This window comes from Providencia sp. PROV175 (assembly GCF_032707045.1).
Classification (GTDB): Bacteria; Pseudomonadota; Gammaproteobacteria; order Enterobacterales; family Enterobacteriaceae; genus Providencia; species Providencia hangzhouensis.
Genome location: NZ_CP120533.1, coordinates 70,848 through 92,287, shown reverse-complemented (window position 1 = coordinate 92,287; position 21,440 = coordinate 70,848). Strand labels below are relative to the sequence as shown.

Genomic DNA, 21,440 nt, shown 5'->3' with positions numbered 1-21,440 from the left:
ATTTAAGGCTGAGTAGTCCAGTTTTTGGTAAACACTGTTCTATAAATAGAATAATTAGACTTTATTCTATTGTTCTATCACTGCAACAATGAAACCTATTTTTGCCACTACAGCCAAATGATTTGCTCCTTTATTATTCAGTTATCAAAACAATTTTAGGAGCAAAACCATGAAAAAAATTATTGGTATCTATCAATCTCCTCGTAGCCATTGGGTTGGAGACGGCTTCCCTGTCCGTTCAATGTTTAGCTATAACGATCATGGGAAATACCTCAACCCATTCCTTTTGCTCGACAGAGCGGGGCCTTTTGATTTCCCAAGCTCAAATTCAGCAAACAGAGGCGTTGGAGAGCACCCACACCGTGGGTTTGAAACAGTCACGATTGTGTATGATGGTGAAGTCGCCCACCATGACTCTACGGGTGAAGGTGGTGTGATAGGCCCAGGTGATGTTCAGTGGATGACTGCAGCATCGGGTATTTTGCATCAAGAGTATCAGTCTGATGCCTTCATGAAAAAAGGTGGCACACTTGATATGGTGCAACTGTGGGTTAATTTGCCAGCAAAAGACAAATCAGCGGCCCCCAGTTACCAGCTGTTAGAAAGCCAAAGCATGCCAAAAGTCGCATTACCCAATGATGCAGGTACATTGCGAGTGATTGCCGGTGACTATTTGGGCAATAAAGGTGCAGCACAAACCTTTAGCCCATTAGATGTATGGGATTTACAGCTTAACAAAGGTAAAACTGTGGGTATCCCAACTAAAGCGGGACGCCATGTCGGTTTAGTCATGCTACGTGGTTCAATATTTGTTGATGGCCGCTCCGCTTTAAACGAAGGGGAACTGATGATCCTCGACGATACAGACAGTAATATTCTGTTAGAAGCCACAGAAGATGCCTTAGTGCTGTTACTCAGTGGTGATCCCATTAATGAGCCAGTTGTTGGCTACGGCCCCTTTGTGATGAATACTGTTCAAGAAATCAATGAAGCCATAAATGATTTCAACAGTGGGAAATTTGGCCGCATTCCTGAAACACAATAAATGACGAATATTTCCCTGATAGCCTAATGTGCTATCGGGGAAATTTATTTCACTGACGGCGAAATATTATCTGCTAAATAATTTAACAGTAATTGGATTGACGGCAACAACCCTTTACGTGATGGATATACTGCATGAATGATATCTTCAGGAAACTGCCATTGCGGTAATACCTCTATCAAATTCCCTGATTCAATGTCTTTTTCTACCACACCATAAGGTAGCCTTGCGATCCCGACACCTTTTAGTGCCGCGCGGTATAACGTTAAGATATCTGTTGTCGCTAACTTAGGGGTAAAATGCTGTGTAAAGCTAAGGTCGTCACTGTTTTTGAGGGTTAACGTGTAATTTTGTGAATGCTCTGTATTCGCTAACATCGGGTAATTCACCAGCTTTTCTGGTTCTATGAGTTCACCCTGCTCTGCGAATAATTGTGGGCTAGCCACTAATATACGTCGCGAATATCCAAGTACCTTCATCATTAAGCCTGAATCATCCAATGGCAATGAGCGCACGCGAATAGCTAAATCCAGCCCTTCACTAATCACATCAACAGGTCGGTTAACCGCTAAAATTTGGATGTCGATATCGGGATATTGCACCATAAAATCAACAAGTAATTCATTGAGATAAACTTGCAATAGCGCGACTGGGCACGATAATTTAATTATCCCTTTAGGGTGAGATTGAACAGAACATATCAATTCATGAGCTATTTCAGCTTCATCAACGACACTTTTGCATTGTTGATAAAAAACCTGCCCTACCTCTGTAACATGAAACTGCCTAGTAGAACGATAAATCAATGAAATATTTAACTTTTGTTCTAATTCTGCGATGCGACGACTTAATTTAGATTTAGGGATCCCTAGCGCCAGACCCGCTTGTGAAAAACCACCATATTCGACAACTTTCACAAAATAGTAGAGATCGTTTAAATCATATTGCATCTCACCTCCCCCTTAACATTCCCAATCGCAATACAGCCATCTTACTAAAGCGCTTTAAAAATGAATATGCCCAATTAAGGCCTGCAAACAAAACAAATAGTCTGGCAAGCAAAACAACTAATTCACGATATCAAAGCGAAATAAATTAAAGTGACGAATTCACAATGGAGGTCTCGCATGTACCGCGCACTTTGGGAACTACTTTGTCCCTATCGCATCACATTATTATTTGCACTTATTTTACAAGCTATCGCAGGCCTCTGTTCACTCATTCCATTGATAGCTATTAGCCAAGTTGCTGCCACTCCCGTTCATCAATATTATGAATGGGTCGTTATTGCGTCCATCGGTGGTATAAGTTGGCTAATTTGCCAAACTCTTGCTATGTATTTAACGCATCAAACGGATAACCATCTCTGCTACCACGTTAGACTACAACTTCTTGATAAAATAGAAAAACTCCCACTAAATCACTTTGCCCAACACGGTAGAGACGGTTTTTTGCAAATTGTGGATCGTGATGTTCGTGGGCTGCATCAATTAACCGCTCATGCCCCCGCAGATATCACAAAACTGATTATCGTCCCCACAGCAGCAACTCTCATTCTATTATGGCAAAATGTACTGCTCACCCTTTTTTGCTTAATGCCATTAATTGCCTCTATTTTTTTATTTAGACAAATGCGCTCTGTACGCTATCAGGCGCTCTACACCTCACGTAATCAGGCAATGGGCTTTCTATATGAACAATACGCGGAACTCGCAGATAACCCACTACAAGCTAGGCAATACCCCAACCAATCAATTCAAAAAAAAGCATCACACGCTTTATCTCAATTTGAAATCGCCTTTCATCGATGGATAAGAAAAATAGGTGCTTTGAGCTCATTGACCCAAGTCGGTATCAGCAGCACATTGCTTTCATTGTGGGTTATTGTTGGGGTTTCATTACTCCCTGAGCCCTTACCTCTTGCTCAAGTAATTTTATTCATTTTATTAATTAGCAGTATCGCTGCACCTGTTGCAGCAATGGGGCATGGCACAGACGCCTTAAACCTTGCTGTCAGTGCATCAGAACGTATTCGCCAACTTCTCGCTGAACCAGATATGCATTACGGAGAAAAAGATGTCAGCCCATCTTTAGGTAAGCTCAAACTTGTTCAAGTTGATGTGAAAATAGGTCATAGCCCAATACTATCGAATATTAATATCACCGTGGCTCCCAACGAATTTATAGCTATTGTCGGGGCATCAGGTGCGGGGAAGAGTACTTTATTACAACTTATGGCACGATTTTTAGACCCAACAGCAGGAAATGTACTCTTTAACTCAGTTCCATTACCACAGCTATCATTTACCAGTTTGAACCATACAGTTTCCATCGTCATGCAAAACACCCCGCCCTTACCTTGTTCTGTACGTGAAAATCTAAAGTTGTTTGCCCCAAATGCCACTGAAGATGAAATGTATCGTTATCTTGATGCACTCAACTTATTACCGTTTGCAAAACAACAACCTAAAGGACTGGATGCCGTAATAGGACAAGATATGCAGCTGTCCGGTGGGGAGGCTCAACGCCTTGCCATTGCTCGTGCGCTACTATCACCAGCGCCTTTATTACTGCTTGATGAGCCAACATCCGCGCTTGACCCACAAAATGCACAACGGGTGCTGAATTTATTGCACTCCGAGCCGCGAACCTGTGTATTAATTACCCATGACTTAAACGGCTTAGGCCTAGCAGATCGCGTACTGCTGTTAGACAACGGAAAATTAATTGCACAAGGCTCCCATCAACAACTTGCAATACAGTCAGAACCCTATCAGCAACTTTTACGCGCCCTGGAGGATGATTGTGCTTAGGAGCTTATTGTACGCCGCACGTGGTGCCATCTTTTGGATGACGTTAAGTGCTGTTTTAGAGGGGGTTAGCGGGTTATTCTTATTTGTTGTGATTTTAGATTGGCACCTTGATACCACAATGCCATTAACGTTTTTCGCTCTTTCGAGTTTATCTACATTAACCGTAACATTTATCGCCACTCAAAAAGGCTATTTTGCTGGGGGGTTGGTGATGCGTTATCTTGCTACGGCACTTATTCGCCATCTGCCGCTTTCATTACACCCTATAGCAAACAGTAATCAGCTAATTTCAGGGCCTGTTTCACAGGTTATGTCTGTGCCCGCACATTTATTACACCCAATTATCAGTGGGTTAGTCACACCCTGCACTATCGTGATTGGTGCTTTAATCTATCAAAGTATTTTTGGAGTCATTTTACTATTTATAATTAGTATATTATTAATATCCTTACGTTTTTCTGCCACAAAAGTGGCCTCTTTTGAGCAAGCCGTTCATGAATCAGAACAACAAGCAGTAAGTGCGCTCAATCAATATGCCCTCCACCAGCCATTAATTCGTCGCTCAAGTGCTCACCATGAGCAGCTGCATCCTAAACTTGCCTTAATGTCCCAATATCAAACTCAAAGACAGCGACAACGAAGAAGTTTGCCATTTCACTTATTATTTTCATTGATGGTGCAAACCGTATTTATTACGCTCTTTGGGTACGGTATTTATTTAGTTGAACATGCAGAAATGCCATTAAACCTGTGCCTAGCAGGGTTAGTTTTATTAGCTCGCTTAATTGAACCTATATGGTTGCTTTCTCATTTAGACCTATCTATTAGGCAGATGAAAAAAGCAGCTCAACAAATCGAGAAAGCCTTACAGACTCCAGTGCTGGTGTTTCCTTATCGTACATCACCCCCCAAAATCGATAGCGTTAGCTGTGAACAGCTATCATTTTACAGTGATAATAAAAAATGCATTTTAAAAAATATAAATCTGACTTTTAAAAAACATGCACTTACTGTCATTGTGGGCCCATCAGGCGCAGGGAAAAGTACATTATTAGGCTTACTTGCTCGCTTACAAGACCCAACACAAGGCTGTGTGAATTATGGTAATCAAAATATTAAAACCCTATCACAAGCAGTGTTGTGCGCTAGCCGGGGAGTCTTATTACAAGACAGTCGTTTATTTTACGGTAGCGTACGCCAAAATTTGATACTTGATGATGATAATATTGATGACAAGGCAATCAGCACGTTACTAACACAACTTAATTTCACCGCCAATCATGAGTTCTTGGAAAAAGAGGTCGGTGCCGGTGGTATGCAACTTTCTGGCGGTCAAAGGCAACGACTGTGTATTGCGAGGCTAATGTTACAGCATCCTGACATCATTTTAATGGATGAACCAACGGCAAGCCTTGATAACGTCAATACCGCTTCAGTGATAGACCTTATAACTCAAGCCAAACAGCAAACACGGGTCATCGTCACCCACCAGCCCAATCTTGCACGCCAAGCAGACTCTATTGTGTATATGGAAAAAGGAAAAATTATCGCTCAGGGGACACATATCGAATTAATGGCGAATATCCCGTGGTACCAACAGTTTGTACAACAAATACCTAAGACTTAGGCGTCATATTGCTAGCAAGTGCTTATGGCCAAATACTCTCTTTGCCAGAAGCACATCGCTTTATATTAACGCTTACCAAACAACCGGTGCTTAAATTCTTCAATGCGGTGGTTATCTAAACGGTTTTGCATGGTTAAGCTCCAACTTGCAGATAACCCTGCTGAACTTAAAAGGCGCTGATATAACTCTTCATCATAAGGGGCGTGAAATGCAATCATAATGGCTTCTTGTACGGAGATATCACTATTGCGGCTCAATAACGTTAATGGCGCATTTTGACTAACATTACCGGCTTTTATCACACGATACAGCCAACCACATCGCCCATTGTCTTGCATCATTTGTGCAAAATTTTCAATTCCTGTTAACCCATTGAGCTTATAACAAGGGGAACGAGGTTGCGTGACCTGAATGCGCGCATCACCCCAAGCAAAAATATCCCCAATAAATACGTTTTCTTCTGTCATACCCAGCGTTGATATATTTTCTCCAAATGCGGAGGCAACAAATAGATCCGCTAAACCCGGATACGCATTAATCCAAAAATCATAATGGTCACGTGGATAATGGCAAAGAGCTCTATCAGGACCGCCATGAAAGCGTTTTTCAGCTTGTTCATCCCCCTCAAGCCCCAATTGCCCTAACATCAATAGCCCATCGGCCGCCTGCTTATGAATAGCACTGTGCCCACAAGACTGGGTTGCTTGGATTTTACCGATAAAGACTTGGGGAATATATGACATGAACAGTGCTCTCCACTTAGCAAAGTAACAGAGACTTCATCATAAAGAATGCCAACAGAGATAACAATCGGGTGAGGTATAAATAAAAAAGCGCAGCATTAACACTGCTGCGCTTTACGAATAAATTATCTTATAAAATTATTTAGCTTTTGCTGCAAAACGTGCCGCTGCTTCATCCCAGTTCACAACTGACCAGAATGCTTTAATATAATCAGGACGGCGGTTTTGGAATTTCAGATAATAAGCGTGTTCCCATACGTCTAAACCGATGATTGGGTAACCAGATGCGCCTGAAATAGCCTCACCCATTAATGGGCTGTCTTGGTTTGCTGTTGAAACTACAGCTAATTTACCGTCATCTTTCAGAACCAGCCACGCCCAACCAGAACCGAAACGGGTTGCAGCTGCTTTTTCAAACAGTTCTTTGAATGCATCAACGCTACCGAAATCACGCTCAATCGCAGCTTTTAATTCGCCTTTTAATTCAGTACCTAATTTCAAACCTTTCCAGAACAGACTATGGTTTGAGTGGCCACCTGCGTTGTTACGAACAAACGTACGTTGATCAGCAGGGATTTGGTCTAATTTTTGAATCAGAACATCGATATCTAAACCTGCTAATTCAGGTAGTTTTTCTAACGCTGTATTGGTGTTAGTCACATAGGTTTGATGGTGCTTAGTATGGTGGATTTCCATGGTTTGCTTGTCAAAATGTGGTTCCAACGCATCATAAGCATAAGGCAAAGCAGGTAATGTATAACTCATATTATTGTCTCCAGTGACGTAAATACCGCTATGTTTCTCATTTTTACCACAAGGCTCATAGGGTAAACACTTGCGTAACTTCGCACCTTGTGAATAACTATCTATTATAGTTATTTTACTGTTAATGAAAATCATTATCAAATCCATGAGGAATGTATGGATATTTATATTCGCTATGAGAACTTGTTTATTCAGTAACTAATACCAACAACCCCGCCATTTATTTTTCTTTAAATCCACCTTTTATTATATTTTTAGATTTATATATCAATTTGACATTTAGCATCAAATGATAATCCTGCAAATCTCATTACAATTAATACGTGATCTTCCGCGCAAAAGAAAAACAAATTTAAAAATCGTGCTTTAGTTAACCATTTTTTGACATAGTATTAACATCTGCAAGGAGATAATAATATGACTCAAATAACTAAACATCCCGTTCCTGCTGAAATTGCAAAAAATGCCCTGATAAACGAACAACAGTATAACGATGAGTACCAACGCTCGATTCAAGACCCTGAAGGATTTTGGGGCGAAAAAGGAAAAATCGTTGATTGGATTAAACCGTACACTCGTGTTAAAAACACCTCTTTTGACCCCGGGCACATCGATATCCGCTGGTTTGAAGACGGTACATTAAATTTAAGTGCTAACTGTTTGGATCGCCATCTGGCTGAAAAAGGCGACCAAACTGCGATTATTTGGGAAGGCGATGACCCTTCATCGTCAAAAAATGTCACTTACCGCGAACTGCACCATGATGTTTGTCAGTTTGCTAATGTCCTAAAACAACAAGGGATCCGTAAAGGTGATGTCGTCGCCATTTACATGCCGATGGTTGTCGAAGCTGCTGTCGCGATGCTAGCTTGTGCTCGTATTGGTGCTATACATACGGTCATTTTTGCTGGTTTCTCCCCTGAGGCGGTCTCTGGTCGCGTTATCGACTGTAAAGCGAAGCTTATCATCACTGCAGATGAAGGCTTACGTGCTGGCCGTGCAATTCCATTAAAGAAAAATGTAGATGACGCACTCGCCAACCCACAAGTCACAACGGTTTCTAATGTGATTGTTTACCAACGCACAGGCAACGCGCCGAGCTGGATAGAAGGCCGTGATCTCTGGTGGCACGACGTCATCAAAGGCGTCAGTGCAGATTGCCCTCCAGAAGAAATCAACGCAGAAGACCCGCTGTTCATTCTATATACCTCAGGCTCTACAGGTAAACCGAAAGGCGTTCTGCATACCACTGGCGGTTATTTAGTCTATGCCACACTGACATTTAAATACACCTTCGACTACCATCCAGGTGAAGTCTATTGGTGTACTGCAGATGTAGGCTGGGTAACAGGCCATAGCTATTTGTTATATGGGCCATTATCCAATGGCGCTAAAACATTAATGTTCGAAGGGGTACCTAATTACCCAGCAGTTAACCGAATGAGCCAAGTGGTTGATAAACACCAAGTCAATATCCTTTATACCGCTCCAACAGCTATCCGTGCATTAATGGCGGAAGGTGATAAAGCAATTGAAGGTACCGACCGTAGCTCATTACGCATTTTGGGCTCAGTCGGTGAACCAATAAACCCTGAAGCGTGGGAATGGTTCTACAAAAAGATCGGTAATAGCCGCTGTCCAGTCGTCGATACATGGTGGCAAACCGAAACTGGGGGCTTCATGATCACCCCGCTGCCAGGGGCGACTATGTTAAAACCTGGCTCAGCAACATTGCCTTTCTTTGGCGTTCGCCCTGCTTTAGTCGATAACCTAGGTGAACCTATTGAAGGCGCAACAGAAGGTAACTTAGTGATTGTCGACTCGTGGCCGGGCCAAGCCCGTACCTTATTCGGCGATCACGAACGCTTCGAGCAAACCTATTTCTCCACATTTAAAGGCATGTACTTTAGTGGTGACGGTGCTCGTCGTGATGAAGACGGTTACTATTGGATTACCGGTCGTGTAGATGATGTACTCAATATTTCAGGCCACCGCTTAGGTACGGCTGAAATAGAGTCTGCGCTTGTTGCACATCCAAAAGTCGCCGAAGCTGCGGTTGTTGGTATTCCTCATAATATTAAAGGGCAGGCAATTTACGCTTATGTCACTCTAATATCAGGGGTTGAGCCTTCACCTGAGCTATATACTGAAGTTCGCAACTGGGTGCGTAAAGAAATTGGCCCAATTGCCACACCGGATGTTCTTCACTGGACGGACTCTTTACCGAAAACCCGTTCCGGTAAAATCATGCGTCGTATCCTACGTAAAATTGCATCAGGGGACACCAGTAACTTTGGAGATACCTCCACACTGGCCGATCCTGGTGTTGTCGAAAAACTACTCGAAGAAAAACAGTCTATGAGTATGTCATAACACCAAAAGGCCAACTCATAGAGGTGGCCTTACATACATCCCACTAAGAGAATTTACTTTAAATACTTCGAGATGCGGCGAGGCGACAAGCGAACGAATCGCTAGGAGCATACACAAGTATGTGACTAGCGTGAGTTAGCACAGTCAACAAAGCTGCAACTTGAAGTATGACAAGTAAAACAGAGGAGAACTCTGATGAATGCTACTGCTTACGAAAAGGTAGAGGATAACCCTCGCTTTAAAGAACTAGTTAGGAAACGTAGTCGCTTTTCATGGTTGTTATCAATAATAACGCTAGTGCTGTATGTTGGTTTTATTTTTCTTATCGCTTTTGACCCAAGCTGGCTTGGAACACCGATATCCGAAGGTTCATATATTACAAGGGGAATTCCTGTTGGTGTAGGGCTAATTGTCATTTCGTTTGTACTCACTGGGCTTTACGTTATCCGTGCCAACGGTGAATACGACCGTTTAACGGCAGAAATTTTAAAAGAGGTAGAAAAATGAAAATATTGCTCTCACTCATTCTCTTTTTTACCTCATCAATGGCGTTTTCCGATGCATTGACAGGGGATGTTGAACGCCAACCTGTAAATGTTCAGGCGATTGTGATGTTCTTACTGTTTGTCGGCTTTACTTTGTACATTACCTACTGGGCGTCAAAAAGAACTCGTTCCCGCTCTGATTACTATACTGCAGGCGGGAAAATTACAGGCTTTCAAAACGGGATGGCTATTGCGGGTGACTTTATGTCCGCAGCCTCTTTTTTAGGGATCTCCGCATTAGTCTATACCTCTGGCTATGATGGCTTAATTTACTCGATTGGCTTCTTAATTGGCTGGCCGATCATTCTATTCTTAATTGCTGAGCGCTTACGTAATTTAGGTCGTTACACCTTTGCTGACGTTGCATCCTATCGGTTAAAGCAAAGGCCCATCCGTATCCTATCCGCAGTTGGATCCTTGGTTGTTGTTGCCTTGTATCTTATCGCGCAAATGGTAGGGGCAGGTAAATTGATCGAATTATTATTTGGTCTGAACTACCATGTTGCTGTTGTCATTGTCGGCATCTTGATGGTGCTATATGTCCTATTTGGTGGCATGCTAGCCACGACTTGGGTGCAGATTATTAAAGCCATCTTGTTACTAGCTGGTGCAACATTCATGGCTGTAATGGTTATGAAGCACGTAGGTTTTAACTTTAATACCCTGTTTAAAGAAGCGGTTGCTGTCCATAAAAATGGTATTGCCATTATGAGTCCAGGGGGACTGGTTGCCGACCCAATATCCGCCTTATCCCTTGGCCTTGCACTAATGTTTGGTACCGCAGGTCTTCCTCACATTATTATGCGATTCTTCACCGTTAGTGATGCAAAAGAAGCACGTAAAAGCGTGTTCTATGCAACAGGCTTTATTGGGTACTTTTACATATTAACCTTTATTATCGGTTTCGGTGCAATTGTCCTGGTTAGCTCTAACCCTGCATTCAAAGATGCTGCTGGTGCATTAATTGGTGGCACCAATATGGCTGCAGTACACCTTGCTGATGCAGTTGGTGGTAATTTCTTCTTAGGCTTTATTTCTGCAGTTGCATTCGCCACCATCCTTGCCGTTGTTGCTGGTTTAACCTTAGCAGGTGCCTCTGCCGTTTCTCATGACCTCTATGCGATGGCAATAAAAAATGGTAAAGCTGATGAAAAAGATGAATTACGCGTATCTAAAATTACCGTTGTTATTTTAGGTTTTGTTGCTATCGGATTAGGTATTCTGTTTGAAAAACAAAATATTGCCTTCATGGTTGGCTTAGCCTTCTCAATTGCAGCAAGTTGCAATTTCCCAATCATCCTACTCTCAATGTACTGGCGCAAACTGACCACTCGTGGGGCATTGGCAGGTGGTTGGTTCGGTTTAATTACTGCCGTTGTCTTGATGATCTTAGGGCCAACTATCTGGGTTAGCATTCTTCATCATGAAAAACCAATCTATCCTTATGAATATCCAGCTATTTTCTCCATGGCCGTTGCATTTATTGCTTCATGGTTATTCTCTGTGACAGATAATTCAGAACAAGGAAAAATGGAAAGAGAACGCTTTAAAGAGCAGTTTATTCGTTCACAGATTGGGCTTGGTATTGAACAAGGAAAATCGCATTAACATCCATCTCTCATAATAATATAGAATAAAAAAACGGCTATTTATGCCGTTTTTTTTATTCCATTAATAACGTAAATATCAAATAACAATAAATAACAATCACACCTATTTATAATAAATTCAATTATCATCACTAAAACATCAATATTAAAATCATTGTAATTAAAAATTAATTTTAAATAAATAATCATTCATATCATGCAAATACTAATAATTGATAGATTTATCTATTTTTTATCCTTGACCTTCCTGTGGTTTATACCTATTAATTAAAAAGCTAATAAACCTTTCTCTAGCTAAACAAGGAAAATTTATGTCTTACAAACCCGATATAAACAAAATAGAAATGATAAAGCGTTTAAAAATAAGTACATCTACAATTATTGATATTCTAGATGGATTAAAAGCAGGTAGTGTTTTATCTCATGAGCTACATTCACTTAATATTGACGATTTTTATATTGTTGGACATGCATATACCGTTCAATGGAAATTAGTTAAAAAAGGAAAATGTATCATAGAGAAACAATCATCAACATGGGAGCAGGTCCAACAATTTCTCGTACCTGAATTACATAACGCAAGCGGACTTATTTATGTAGCTGGCTATGGCGATTTAATGAAACATGCCGCTCTAGCCGGAGGAATGAGTTGCACCTATTTTCAACAACTCGGCTTCAACGGTATTATTTTAGGTGGCGCCGTTAGGGATATTCAAGAATTGCGAGATCTGAACATCCCTGTTATCGCGAGTAATATAATACCATCAGACACTCAAGGTGCCTACTGTGTCAGTGAGACAGGCACTTCATGCAGAATTGAAGACAATATCATCCAGACAGGGGATCTCATCATTTCAGACGCAAATGGGAGTGTTGTTATTCCATTAGATCTGATTGATAAAGTCTTTGAAGAAGCTGTAAAAATTAACAACACTGAGAATACAATGCTAGCTCAAATAAAATCAGGGAAAAGACTCCCTGATTTAATAAACGAAACAGGAAGAATATAATCTATATGAGGTAATACCATGTTTACTATCCATACATTAGGTCCTAAAGGAACAAATTGCGAGAAAGCTGCACATTATTATTTAGAAAAAAACGACTTAGATGGAAATGTTATATTACATGAAACACTTGAAGTCGCTGTAGAAGAAATAAAAAAGGATAATAATTGTATATTACTAGGTTGTATTGTTTATCCTTATTTACATAATATTGTCTTTCAAAACTTAACGTTGTTAAAACTGACCGATTGTTTTGTTTTAGATACTCATAATATGTTATTTGCAAGCCGCTATACTGATCTGAGTAAAATTAAAAAAATCGGTTCACATCCTGCACCCAAAGACTTATTTTCAGAGGTTAATGGTTTAAATAAACCAATTGAATCTCTATTGTTTAATTCAAATAGTGAAGCAGCTTTACAATGTGCCAATGGAACTGTTGATGCATGTATCACTACGCTAAAAGCAGCCAAAAGCCATAACCTCAATATATTACATGACTTTGGCCCCGTTCCTATGGGTTTCTCGATTCACTCAAAAATTAATTAATCATTTATCCCCTACTTTTATATAAGGTAACAATATGAGCCTCTTTTTGTCTAAAGAAATGATCTCCTATGATATGGACCTAAACCGTAATGAAGGAGAGGAAAGCAAAATACAAGCAAAATTCATTCATGGTACTGGTTTTACCATCGCCTTTTGGACATTCAAACCAAAAGCGATTATCCCAGAACATGTCCATGAACATGAAACTGCAACAACAATATTAAAAGGTTCGTTAAGACTAACGGTTGATGGCCGAACAGTTTTCTTACACGCTGGTGACTCTTTTATCATCCCTTCTTGGGCTGTTCATGATGCGGAAGCACTTGAGCCTTCAGAAGTTATCGATGTATATACACCAGTGCGTGAAGATTACCTTGCAAGACAAAATGGTACTCTCACAACGTACCTAAACACATCTCAGTCAAAATAATCTTTCCTCATTCTCACTTTTACTCTCATGGTCTAGGAGTTGATATGTTACTTTCTTATGATTATGACGTCATTATAGGGAAACATAATGATATTTCTCATCATAAAAAGGGATCTTATAACCAGTCAACATTGTGGAGCCCTTCCTCATGGAAGGACTTCCCCATAGAACAAAATCCGCATTACCCAGATAAATGTGCATTAGAGTATTTTCAAAATAACATACATAACCACCCGCCCTTAGTATTAGCTTCAGAAATTCGTAGCTTTAAAAACATACTAAGTTCAGTAACTGAAGGAAAGGCGTTTATTTTACAGGGAGGGGACTGTGCAGAATCTTTTAATAATTGCCAATCAACGGTTATCCGTGACTTTATGTTCACTTTTAACCAAATGGCAGGACTGATAAATCAGGCAACTCACCTTCCTGTTATCAAAATTGGCCGCATAGCAGGTCAATACGCTAAACCTCGAAGTAACGCTTTTGAAATACAAAATGGTATTGAGCTACCAAGCTTTAGAGGTGAGATCATTAACGGTGCAGACTTTTCAGAAAAAAGCCGAACACCTGACCCCCAAAGAATGCTTAGCGCTTATCATTACTCATCTGCTACGCTCAATTTAATTCGGGCTATCAACACATCTGACCCTACTGAATATCAATATAGATTAAATATCAAAGTTTATCCCGGTTCGACAGAGCAAACGCACTATATGTCATTTCTAGAGGACTTATATAAAACTGCAAATTATCTTTCGCAGAAAGAAAACGCTGCAAAGCCGATGTATATCAGTCATGAAGCGCTCTTACTTCCTTATGAAGAAGCCATGACACGAAAAGACTCTAAAGATAACAAGTGGTATAACTGCTCTGCGCATATGGTTTGGGTCGGAGAAAGAACTAGAGATCTAAAACAAGCACATATCGAATATTTAAGAGGGATAGAAAACCCTATTGGTATCAAATGTGGGCCAAATATCACATCAGATACGTTGATGAAATTAATAAAGAAATTAAACCCTAGTCAAGAGAAAGGAAAAATAGTTCTCATCATTAGAATGGGAGCGGGTGTTATTAAACAAAAACTCCCAGCTCTCATAAAATCAATTCAGTCCAGTGGTGAGCCCGTCATTTGGATGATTGACCCTATGCATGGTAATACTAAAAATGCCAAAGAAGGATATAAAACACGCTATTTTACTGATATTACTGATGAAATGATTCAATTTATTCATATTTTAAAGGAGGAAGGGGTACATCCAGGAGGTGTTCACTTAGAAATGACAGGACTCGATGTTACTGAGTGCACAGGGGGTATTCCTGAAATCAGCGAAGAAGATATTAGTTATAGGTATCAATCATTATGTGACCCTAGACTCAACAGAATGCAATCTCTCGAAATTGCATATCTTCTAGGTAAAAACTGGAATTAGTTATTTTTACTAACCTAGCCCTCAATGTAGGGCTAGCCTTTGCAATAGATAAAAAAATCCCCCGACTAAAAATAGCCGAGGGATATGCAAACATTTATTAGATTATTAGTGTATGCTAATTTGCATAGTGCAGCCTTTCTCTATTAGCCCAATCTTCAACAAGTGAATAAGTACTTGATGGGTTTGCCTTTCTCTCTTCTTGAAAGCTCTTAAACTCTGCTTTATTTTTTGGCGTATAACGCATCAATAATTGGTCTAACACAATATGCTTCTCAGCAAATTCAGAATCAATTTTTAGACGCTTATACAATGTGTATGTGATGATGGCACTAACCGCCAACATGGAGATCACAGCAACAAAACTGTAATCTATTCCAAAAAAAATTCTTGCTGCATTTAATAGTAAAAATGGTACAAAAAACATTACAAGTATAGAAAGAATAATTGCACCATCTTGCCCATTGTTAAATTCGTTTTCTTTCTGCTTATTGACAGAAAGAATTTGATCAAAAATCTTATGATTAGCGCTTTTTGCCTTTTTCATGTGATCCACCTTTGGCACATAAAACAATATTTATATGAAATACAGTCAGTTAATGATTACAGCTTGTGTTATTGACAACACCTTAGACTGATTTTTTTCCATTGAAAATTCTATTTATAAACAAATTTAATATCTAATGTAATACCTTAAGTCAATTTACTCATTATAAGCACAATAAAATAAAACATCAATTTAACAATTTTTATATATAAAAATAACCATTTGAATGAATTTTAGACGAAGATTTAAAATGATGATGAACGGCTTTTTTATCAAAAAAAATGGCTTATAATATTTTATCTATTGATATTATTCATATTTAAATAATAAACACATACCGTTTTTACAGACTAATTAACACCATAAAAACCATAAAACAAAAAAAATCCAAACAAGCAAAATAGAGTAAATTGATGAACTAATCTTACTAATTCATTATTTATTTTAATAAATTATAATTTATCTATCGGTAGGGTATATAAATGAATGCATTTCATACCTATTTAAGAGATGACGGTTTGTAGTGGTCAACAAAAATTGGTCACCGTTTTAGAGTTTTCCCAACACAATCGTTCTGATTCATCGGGTGTTAAACCACCGTTATATTGATGGGGTCTAAGCTGACTATAATACCCGATGATATATCGTGTTATTTCTCGCTGTGCATCTATAAAATTACGGTAGCCTAAAATGGGTACCCATTCTGTTTTTAAACTTCGAAAAAATCGCTCCATCGGCGCATTATCCCAACAATTACCCCGCCGAGATAAACTTTGTTTTATCTGATAACGCCATAATAATTGTCGATATTGGCGGCTTGTATAATGACTTCCTTGATCTGAATGAAACAGGATATTTCTTGGCTTACCTCTTGATTCAAAAGCCATTGATAAGGCTTTTCCGGTTAGTTGGCTATCCGGTGAAAATGACATCGCCCAACCAACAGGTTTTCGAGCAAATAAATCCATCACAACAGCAAGATATATCCAGCGGTTACCTGACCAAATATAGGTCACGTCACCCACCCAAACTTGGTTTGGCTCTGTGACCGCAAATTGCCGCCCGAGATGATTCGGTATTTCAACGTGCTCTTGAGGCGCTTTTGCATATCTATGCTTCGGTGTTTGGCAACTCACCAAGCCAAGTAATTTCATTAACTTAGTTGCCCGATAGCGCGTTAAAGGAACCTGTTTTGTATTCGATACAATGTCAGCAATAGTACGAGCACCAGCAGAACCGTGGCTGCTTTCATGAGCTTCTCGAACAAGAGCCCGAAGCCGTATTTGTTCCACTGACGGCGTTTTTGAGCGATAACGCCAGTATTGATAGCTACTGCGATGAACACTGAACACGTTACACAGTTGTTTAATGCTAAAGCGCCGACTGAGTTTCTCGATCAACGAGAATTGTTCAGAGAGTCCGACATCACCAGCGCTGTAGCCTTTTTTAATATCTCATTATGCTCTTCAAGTCGTGCAATTTTCTTTTTCAATTCACGGATCTCGACTTGTTCTGGCGTCATGGGTGACGCTTTCGGTGAAATCCCTTTGCGTTCTAGCTTGAGTTGCCGAACCCATTTGTCCATGGTGGATTTACCGACGCCCATCGCGTTGGCAGCGTCGACCACGGAATAGTTTTGATCAAGAACCAGTTGAGCTGCTTCAAGTTTAAATTCAGCACTGAAAAGTCGTCTTATACGTTTCGCCATAATTGTCACCTATCTGTTTGTGAGGTGATGATATCACCTCTGAGTTGGTGACCAAATTAACTATGCCACTTCACCACCAACAACTTGTGAGCTGTTACTCACTACTTTGGTTCCAGAGCTTCCATTCACAGCAGTAATAGATAACCACCACCACACCATATCCCGTTAATTTTACTGGGATTAACTACGACTAAATCAATAATACGTGAGCTGTTACTCACTACTTTGTATCATGAACTTCCATTTGCGACTGTTATATTCATGATTACGATGGTTATATTCATGACTAATCGCCCTGTGTAAAAGGATTAAATTAAGTGAGTCGTTAAGTTGGAGTTAGAGTTGGAAGTTGAGAGTTGAGAGTTGAGAGTTGAGAGTTGAGAGTTGAGAGTTGAGAGTTGAGAGTTGAGAGTTGAGAGTTGAGACATTAAGGGGCTTCAACGCTAACATCAACAATAAATTAGTTTCCCCCAAACGCAAAAAAGCCACCCAATGGGTGGCTTTCTCACTAATTTAATGTCTGGCAGTTCCCTACTCTCACATGGGGAGACCCCACACTACCATCGGCGCTACGGCGTTTCACTGCTGAGTTCGGCATGGGGTCAGGTGGGACCACCGCGCTATTGCCGCCAGACAAATTCTGTTTGTTCACGTTTAGCTCAACACACTTTCGGTATTTGCTAAACCTAAACTTCAATCTTGAACAAGCTGCTGTGTCCTTCACCTTCCGGCTTCTCACTTCTCGAAAACAACTCTATCTCTCTAAAACACCTTCGGTGTTGTCAGGTTAAGCCTCACGGTTCATTAGTATTGGTTAGCTCAACGTATCGCTACGCTTACACACCCAACCTATCAACGTCTTAGTCTTAAACGTTCCTTTAGGACTCTTAAAGAGTCAGGGAAGACTCATCTCAAGGCAAGTTTCCCGCTTAGATGCTTTCAGCGGTTATCTCTTCCGCACTTAGCTACCGGGCAATGCCATTGGCATGACAACCCGAACACCAGTGGTGCGTCCACTCCGGTCCTCTCGTACTAGGAGCAGCCCCTTTCAATCTTCCAACGCCCACGGCAGATAGGGACCGAACTGTCTCACGACGTTCTAAACCCAGCTCGCGTACCACTTTAAACGGCGAACAGCCGTACCCTTGGGACCTACTTCAGCCCCAGGATGTGATGAGCCGACATCGAGGTGCCAAACACCGCCGTCGATATGAACTCTTGGGCGGTATCAGCCTGTTATCCCCGGAGTACCTTTTATCCGTTGAGCGATGGCCCTTCCATTCAGAACCACCGGATCACTAAGACCTACTTTCGTACCTGCTCGAGCCGTCACTCTCGCAGTCAAGCTGGCTTATGCCTTTGCACTAACCGCATGATGTCCGACCATGCTTAGCCAACCTTCGTGCTCCTCCGTTACTCTTTGGGAGGAGACCGCCCCAGTCAAACTACCCACCAGACACTGTCCGCACCCCGATAATGGGGCAACGTTAGAACATCAAACATTAAAGGGTGGTATTTCAAGGTTGGCTCCATGCAGACTGGCGTCCACACTTCAAAGCCTCCCACCTATCCTACACATCAAGGCTCAATGTTCAGTGTCAAGCTATAGTAAAGGTTCACGGGGTCTTTCCGTCTTGCCGCGGGTACACTGCATCTTCACAGCGAGTTCAATTTCACTGAGTCTCGGGTGGAGACAGCCTGGCCATCATTACGCCATTCGTGCAGGTCGGAACTTACCCGACAAGGAATTTCGCTACCTTAGGACCGTTATAGTTACGGCCGCCGTTTACTGGGGCTTCGATCAAGAGCTTCTCCTTACGGATAACCCCATCAATTAACCTTCCAGCACCGGGCAGGCGTCACACCGTATACGTCCACTTTCGTGTTTGCACAGTGCTGTGTTTTTAATAAACAGTTGCAGCCAGCTGGTATCTGCGACTGGCTTCAGCTCCATGAGTAAATCACTTCACCTAATGCCAGCGTGCCTTCTCCCGAAGTTACGGCACCATTTTGCCTAGTTCCTTCACCCGAGTTCTCTCAAGCGCCTGAGTATTCTCTACCTGACCACCTGTGTCGGTTTGGGGTACGATTAATGATAATCTAGAGCTTAGAGGCTTTTCCTGGAAGCGGGGCATGAGCTACTTCATCACCGTAGTGACTCGTCATCGGACCTCAGCATGTAGTGAACCGGATTTGCCTAATTCACCTGCCTACATCCTTAAACCGGGACAACCGTCGCCCGGATAGCCTAGCCTTCTCCGTCCCCCCATCGCAATTATCACCAGTACGGGAATATTAACCCGTTTCCCATCGACTACGCATTTCTGCCTCGCCTTAGGGGTCGACTCACCCTGCCCCGATTAACGTTGGACAGGAACCCTTGGTCTTCCGGCGTGCGGGTTTTTCACCCGCATTATCGTTACTTATGTCAGCATTCGCACTTCTGATACCTCCAGCATGCCTCACAGCACACCTTCACAGGCTTACAGAACGCTCCCCTACCCAACGAACGTATCCTTAAACTGACTGCCTGACGTTTCCGCCTCGACTTTGTTGGACGCATTGACGTCGCTTCGCTCCGTCAATCGTTTTGATACATTTGAGTATCACTTAATCAGTTTAAGTGATACGTTCGCTGCCGCAGCTTCGGTGCATAGTTTAGCCCCGTTACATCTTCCGCGCAGGCCGACTCGACCAGTGAGCTATTACGCTTTCTTTAAATGATGGCTGCTTCTAAGCCAACATCCTGGCTGTCTGAGCCTTCCCACTTCGTTTCCCACTTAACTATGACTTTGGGACCTTAGCTGGCGGTCTGGGTTGTTTCCCTCTTCACGACGAACGTTAGCACCCGCCGTGTGTCTCCCGTGATAACATTCTTCGGTATTCGTAGTTTGCATCGAGTTGGTAAGTCGGGATGACCCCCTAGTCGAAACAGTGCTCTACCCCCGAAGATGAGTTCACGAGGCGCTACCTAAATAGCTTTCGGGGAGAACCAGCTATCTCCCGGTTTGATTGGCCTTTCACCCCCAGCCACAAGTCATCCGCTAATTTTTCAACATTAGTCGGTTCGGTCCTCCAGTTAGTGTTACCCAACCTTCAACCTGCCCATGGCTAGATCACCGGGTTTCGGGTCTATACCCTGCAACTCATTCGCCCAGTTAAGACTCGGTTTCCCTACGGCTCCCCTATTCGGTTAACCTTGCTACAGAATATAAGTCGCTGACCCATTATACAAAAGGTACGCAGTCACCCCATCCTCAAATGTCCCGCTTGGCTTTGCGGCCAATCTTGCCCGATTTTTTAACTTCCGCTGCTCATGGACTTCGATGTCCACTGCGCTGCGGCTTGAAAAAATCAGCCAATCTTGTTGGCAAATCCTGCGCTGTTATTGTGATGGTTTTACACCCTCACTCAATTGCCGAGGCACTTGAGTGATGGGGCTCCCACTGCTTGTACGTACACGGTTTCAGGTTCTATTTCACTCCCCTCGCCGGGGTTCTTTTCGCCTTTCCCTCACGGTACTGGTTCACTATCGGTCAATCAGGAGTATTTAGCCTTGGAGGATGGTCCCCCCATATTCAGACAGGATAACACGTGTCCCGCCCTACTCGTCGAGTTCACAACACTAACACCTTCGGATACGGGGCTATCACCCTTTACTGCCGGACTTTCCAGACCGTTCTCCTGATGCTAATGCTGATTAAGACTCTGGGCTGCTCCCCGTTCGCTCGCCGCTACTAGGGGAATCTCGGTTGATTTCTTTTCCTCGGGGTACTGAGATGTTTCAGTTCCCCCGGTTCGCTTCGTTTGACTATGTATTCATCAAACGATAGTGCAACGAATTGCACTGGGTTTCCCCATTCGGAAATCGTCGGTTGTAACGGTTCATATCACCTTACCGACGCTTATCGCAGATTAGCACGTCCTTCATCGCCTCTGATTGCCTAGGCATCCACCGTGTACGCTTAGTCGCTTAACCTCACAACCCGAAATTGTTTCAACGTTCACCTTACTGTCATGGCTGTGCGTGCATTCCTTCTTTGTTGGGCAGTGCTCGCAATGCTCACATACTTATGTATGTTGCGCTTGCTGTGCGCTGGCCGCCGCGAAGGACTGACTGCTCGCTCATGCCACTCGCTAAAGTGACCGAAAATTTCAGGTCTGAAATTTTGAGAGACTCTCACATTGTTTAAGCGATAAACAATGTGCGTTGTTTTCAATTTTCAGCTTGTTCCAGATTGTTAAAGA

General features: G+C 41.9%; 14 protein-coding genes, 2 rRNA genes and 1 pseudogene. 10 read left to right on the top strand and 7 right to left on the bottom strand.

Annotated features, from left to right (window positions below; translation table 11 throughout):
• Positions 1–169 precede the first annotated feature (169 nt).
• A complete protein-coding gene (locus P3L44_RS00380) occupies positions 170–1,045 on the top strand; it encodes a pirin family protein (protein ID WP_215954329.1) in 876 nt (291 codons plus the stop codon).
• A 44-nt stretch (positions 1,046–1,089) separates the two neighbouring features.
• Here the strand turns inward: P3L44_RS00380 and P3L44_RS00375 are convergent, their stop codons facing one another.
• A complete protein-coding gene (locus P3L44_RS00375; RefSeq protein WP_272662751.1) occupies positions 1,090–1,995 on the bottom strand; it encodes a LysR substrate-binding domain-containing protein in 906 nt (301 codons plus the stop codon).
• 177 nt (positions 1,996–2,172) lie between these two features.
• On the opposite strand from P3L44_RS00375, the gene P3L44_RS00370 reads away from it, so the two are divergent.
• Together P3L44_RS00370 and P3L44_RS00365 are read left to right on the top strand one after the other, a co-directional pair.
• Positions 2,173–3,858, top strand: a complete 1,686-nt coding sequence (locus P3L44_RS00370) for an ABC transporter ATP-binding protein (protein ID WP_272662752.1) — start codon at positions 2,173–2,175, stop codon at positions 3,856–3,858.
• 7 nt (positions 3,859–3,865) lie between these two features.
• A complete protein-coding gene (locus P3L44_RS00365; RefSeq protein ID WP_252728644.1) occupies positions 3,866–5,485 on the top strand; it encodes an ATP-binding cassette domain-containing protein in 1,620 nt (539 codons plus the stop codon).
• A gap of 65 nt (positions 5,486–5,550) precedes the next feature.
• Here the strand turns inward: P3L44_RS00365 and yiiM are convergent, their stop codons facing one another.
• Complete coding sequence (gene yiiM / locus P3L44_RS00360) at positions 5,551–6,228, bottom strand: 6-hydroxyaminopurine reductase (protein WP_125894594.1); 678 nt, start codon at positions 6,226–6,228, stop codon at positions 5,551–5,553.
• A gap of 138 nt (positions 6,229–6,366) precedes the next feature.
• Complete coding sequence (gene sodA, locus P3L44_RS00355; protein ID WP_094962904.1) at positions 6,367–6,993, bottom strand: superoxide dismutase [Mn]; 627 nt, start codon at positions 6,991–6,993, stop codon at positions 6,367–6,369.
• A 417-nt stretch (positions 6,994–7,410) separates the two neighbouring features.
• On the opposite strand from sodA, the gene acs reads away from it, so the two are divergent.
• The 7 genes from acs (at position 7,411) to P3L44_RS00320 (ending at position 14,940) form a co-directional block, all read left to right on the top strand.
• Positions 7,411–9,366, top strand: coding sequence for an acetate--CoA ligase (acs, locus tag P3L44_RS00350; protein ID WP_096863473.1), 1,956 nt, complete (start codon positions 7,411–7,413; stop codon positions 9,364–9,366).
• Positions 9,367–9,561: 195 nt separating this feature from the next.
• Positions 9,562–9,873 carry a DUF485 domain-containing protein gene (locus P3L44_RS00345; protein WP_004906633.1) on the top strand — a complete coding sequence of 104 codons (312 nt, stop codon included), beginning with the start codon at positions 9,562–9,564 and terminating at the stop codon, positions 9,871–9,873.
• Complete coding sequence (actP, locus tag P3L44_RS00340; protein ID WP_215954325.1) at positions 9,870–11,519, top strand: cation/acetate symporter ActP; 1,650 nt, start codon at positions 9,870–9,872, stop codon at positions 11,517–11,519. The genes P3L44_RS00345 and actP overlap by 4 nt, the downstream gene beginning before the upstream one ends.
• Before the next feature lie 313 nt (positions 11,520–11,832).
• Positions 11,833–12,531: an RraA family protein gene (locus tag P3L44_RS00335; protein ID WP_272662754.1), complete on the top strand. Its 699-nt coding sequence runs from the start codon at positions 11,833–11,835 to the stop codon at positions 12,529–12,531.
• Between the two features lie 18 nt (positions 12,532–12,549).
• Entirely contained in the window at positions 12,550–13,077 is a 528-nt protein-coding gene (locus P3L44_RS00330) for a prephenate dehydratase domain-containing protein (RefSeq protein WP_215954323.1), read from the top strand.
• Positions 13,078–13,111: 34 nt separating this feature from the next.
• Complete coding sequence (locus tag P3L44_RS00325) at positions 13,112–13,507, top strand: cupin domain-containing protein (protein WP_094962899.1); 396 nt, start codon at positions 13,112–13,114, stop codon at positions 13,505–13,507.
• A 44-nt stretch (positions 13,508–13,551) separates the two neighbouring features.
• Positions 13,552–14,940, top strand: a complete 1,389-nt coding sequence (locus P3L44_RS00320) for a 3-deoxy-7-phosphoheptulonate synthase class II (protein WP_215954322.1) — start codon at positions 13,552–13,554, stop codon at positions 14,938–14,940.
• Positions 14,941–15,055: 115 nt separating this feature from the next.
• On the opposite strand, the gene P3L44_RS00315 is transcribed toward P3L44_RS00320, so the two are convergent.
• The 4 genes and pseudogenes from P3L44_RS00315 to P3L44_RS00300 all read right to left on the bottom strand — a co-directional run bounded on the left by P3L44_RS00315 (position 15,056) and on the right by P3L44_RS00300 (position 21,171).
• On the bottom strand, positions 15,056–15,484 hold the full coding sequence (locus tag P3L44_RS00315) for a hypothetical protein (protein ID WP_215954321.1): 429 nt from the start codon (positions 15,482–15,484) through the stop codon (positions 15,056–15,058).
• 527 nt (positions 15,485–16,011) lie between these two features.
• Positions 16,012–17,229, bottom strand: a pseudogene (locus P3L44_RS00310) (IS3 family transposase).
• Positions 17,230–17,710: 481 nt separating this feature from the next.
• Positions 17,711–17,826 (bottom strand): 5S ribosomal RNA (gene rrf, locus P3L44_RS00305).
• Positions 17,827–17,975: 149 nt separating this feature from the next.
• A 23S ribosomal RNA gene (locus P3L44_RS00300) occupies positions 17,976–21,171 on the bottom strand.
• Positions 21,172–21,440: the final 269 nt, after the last annotated feature.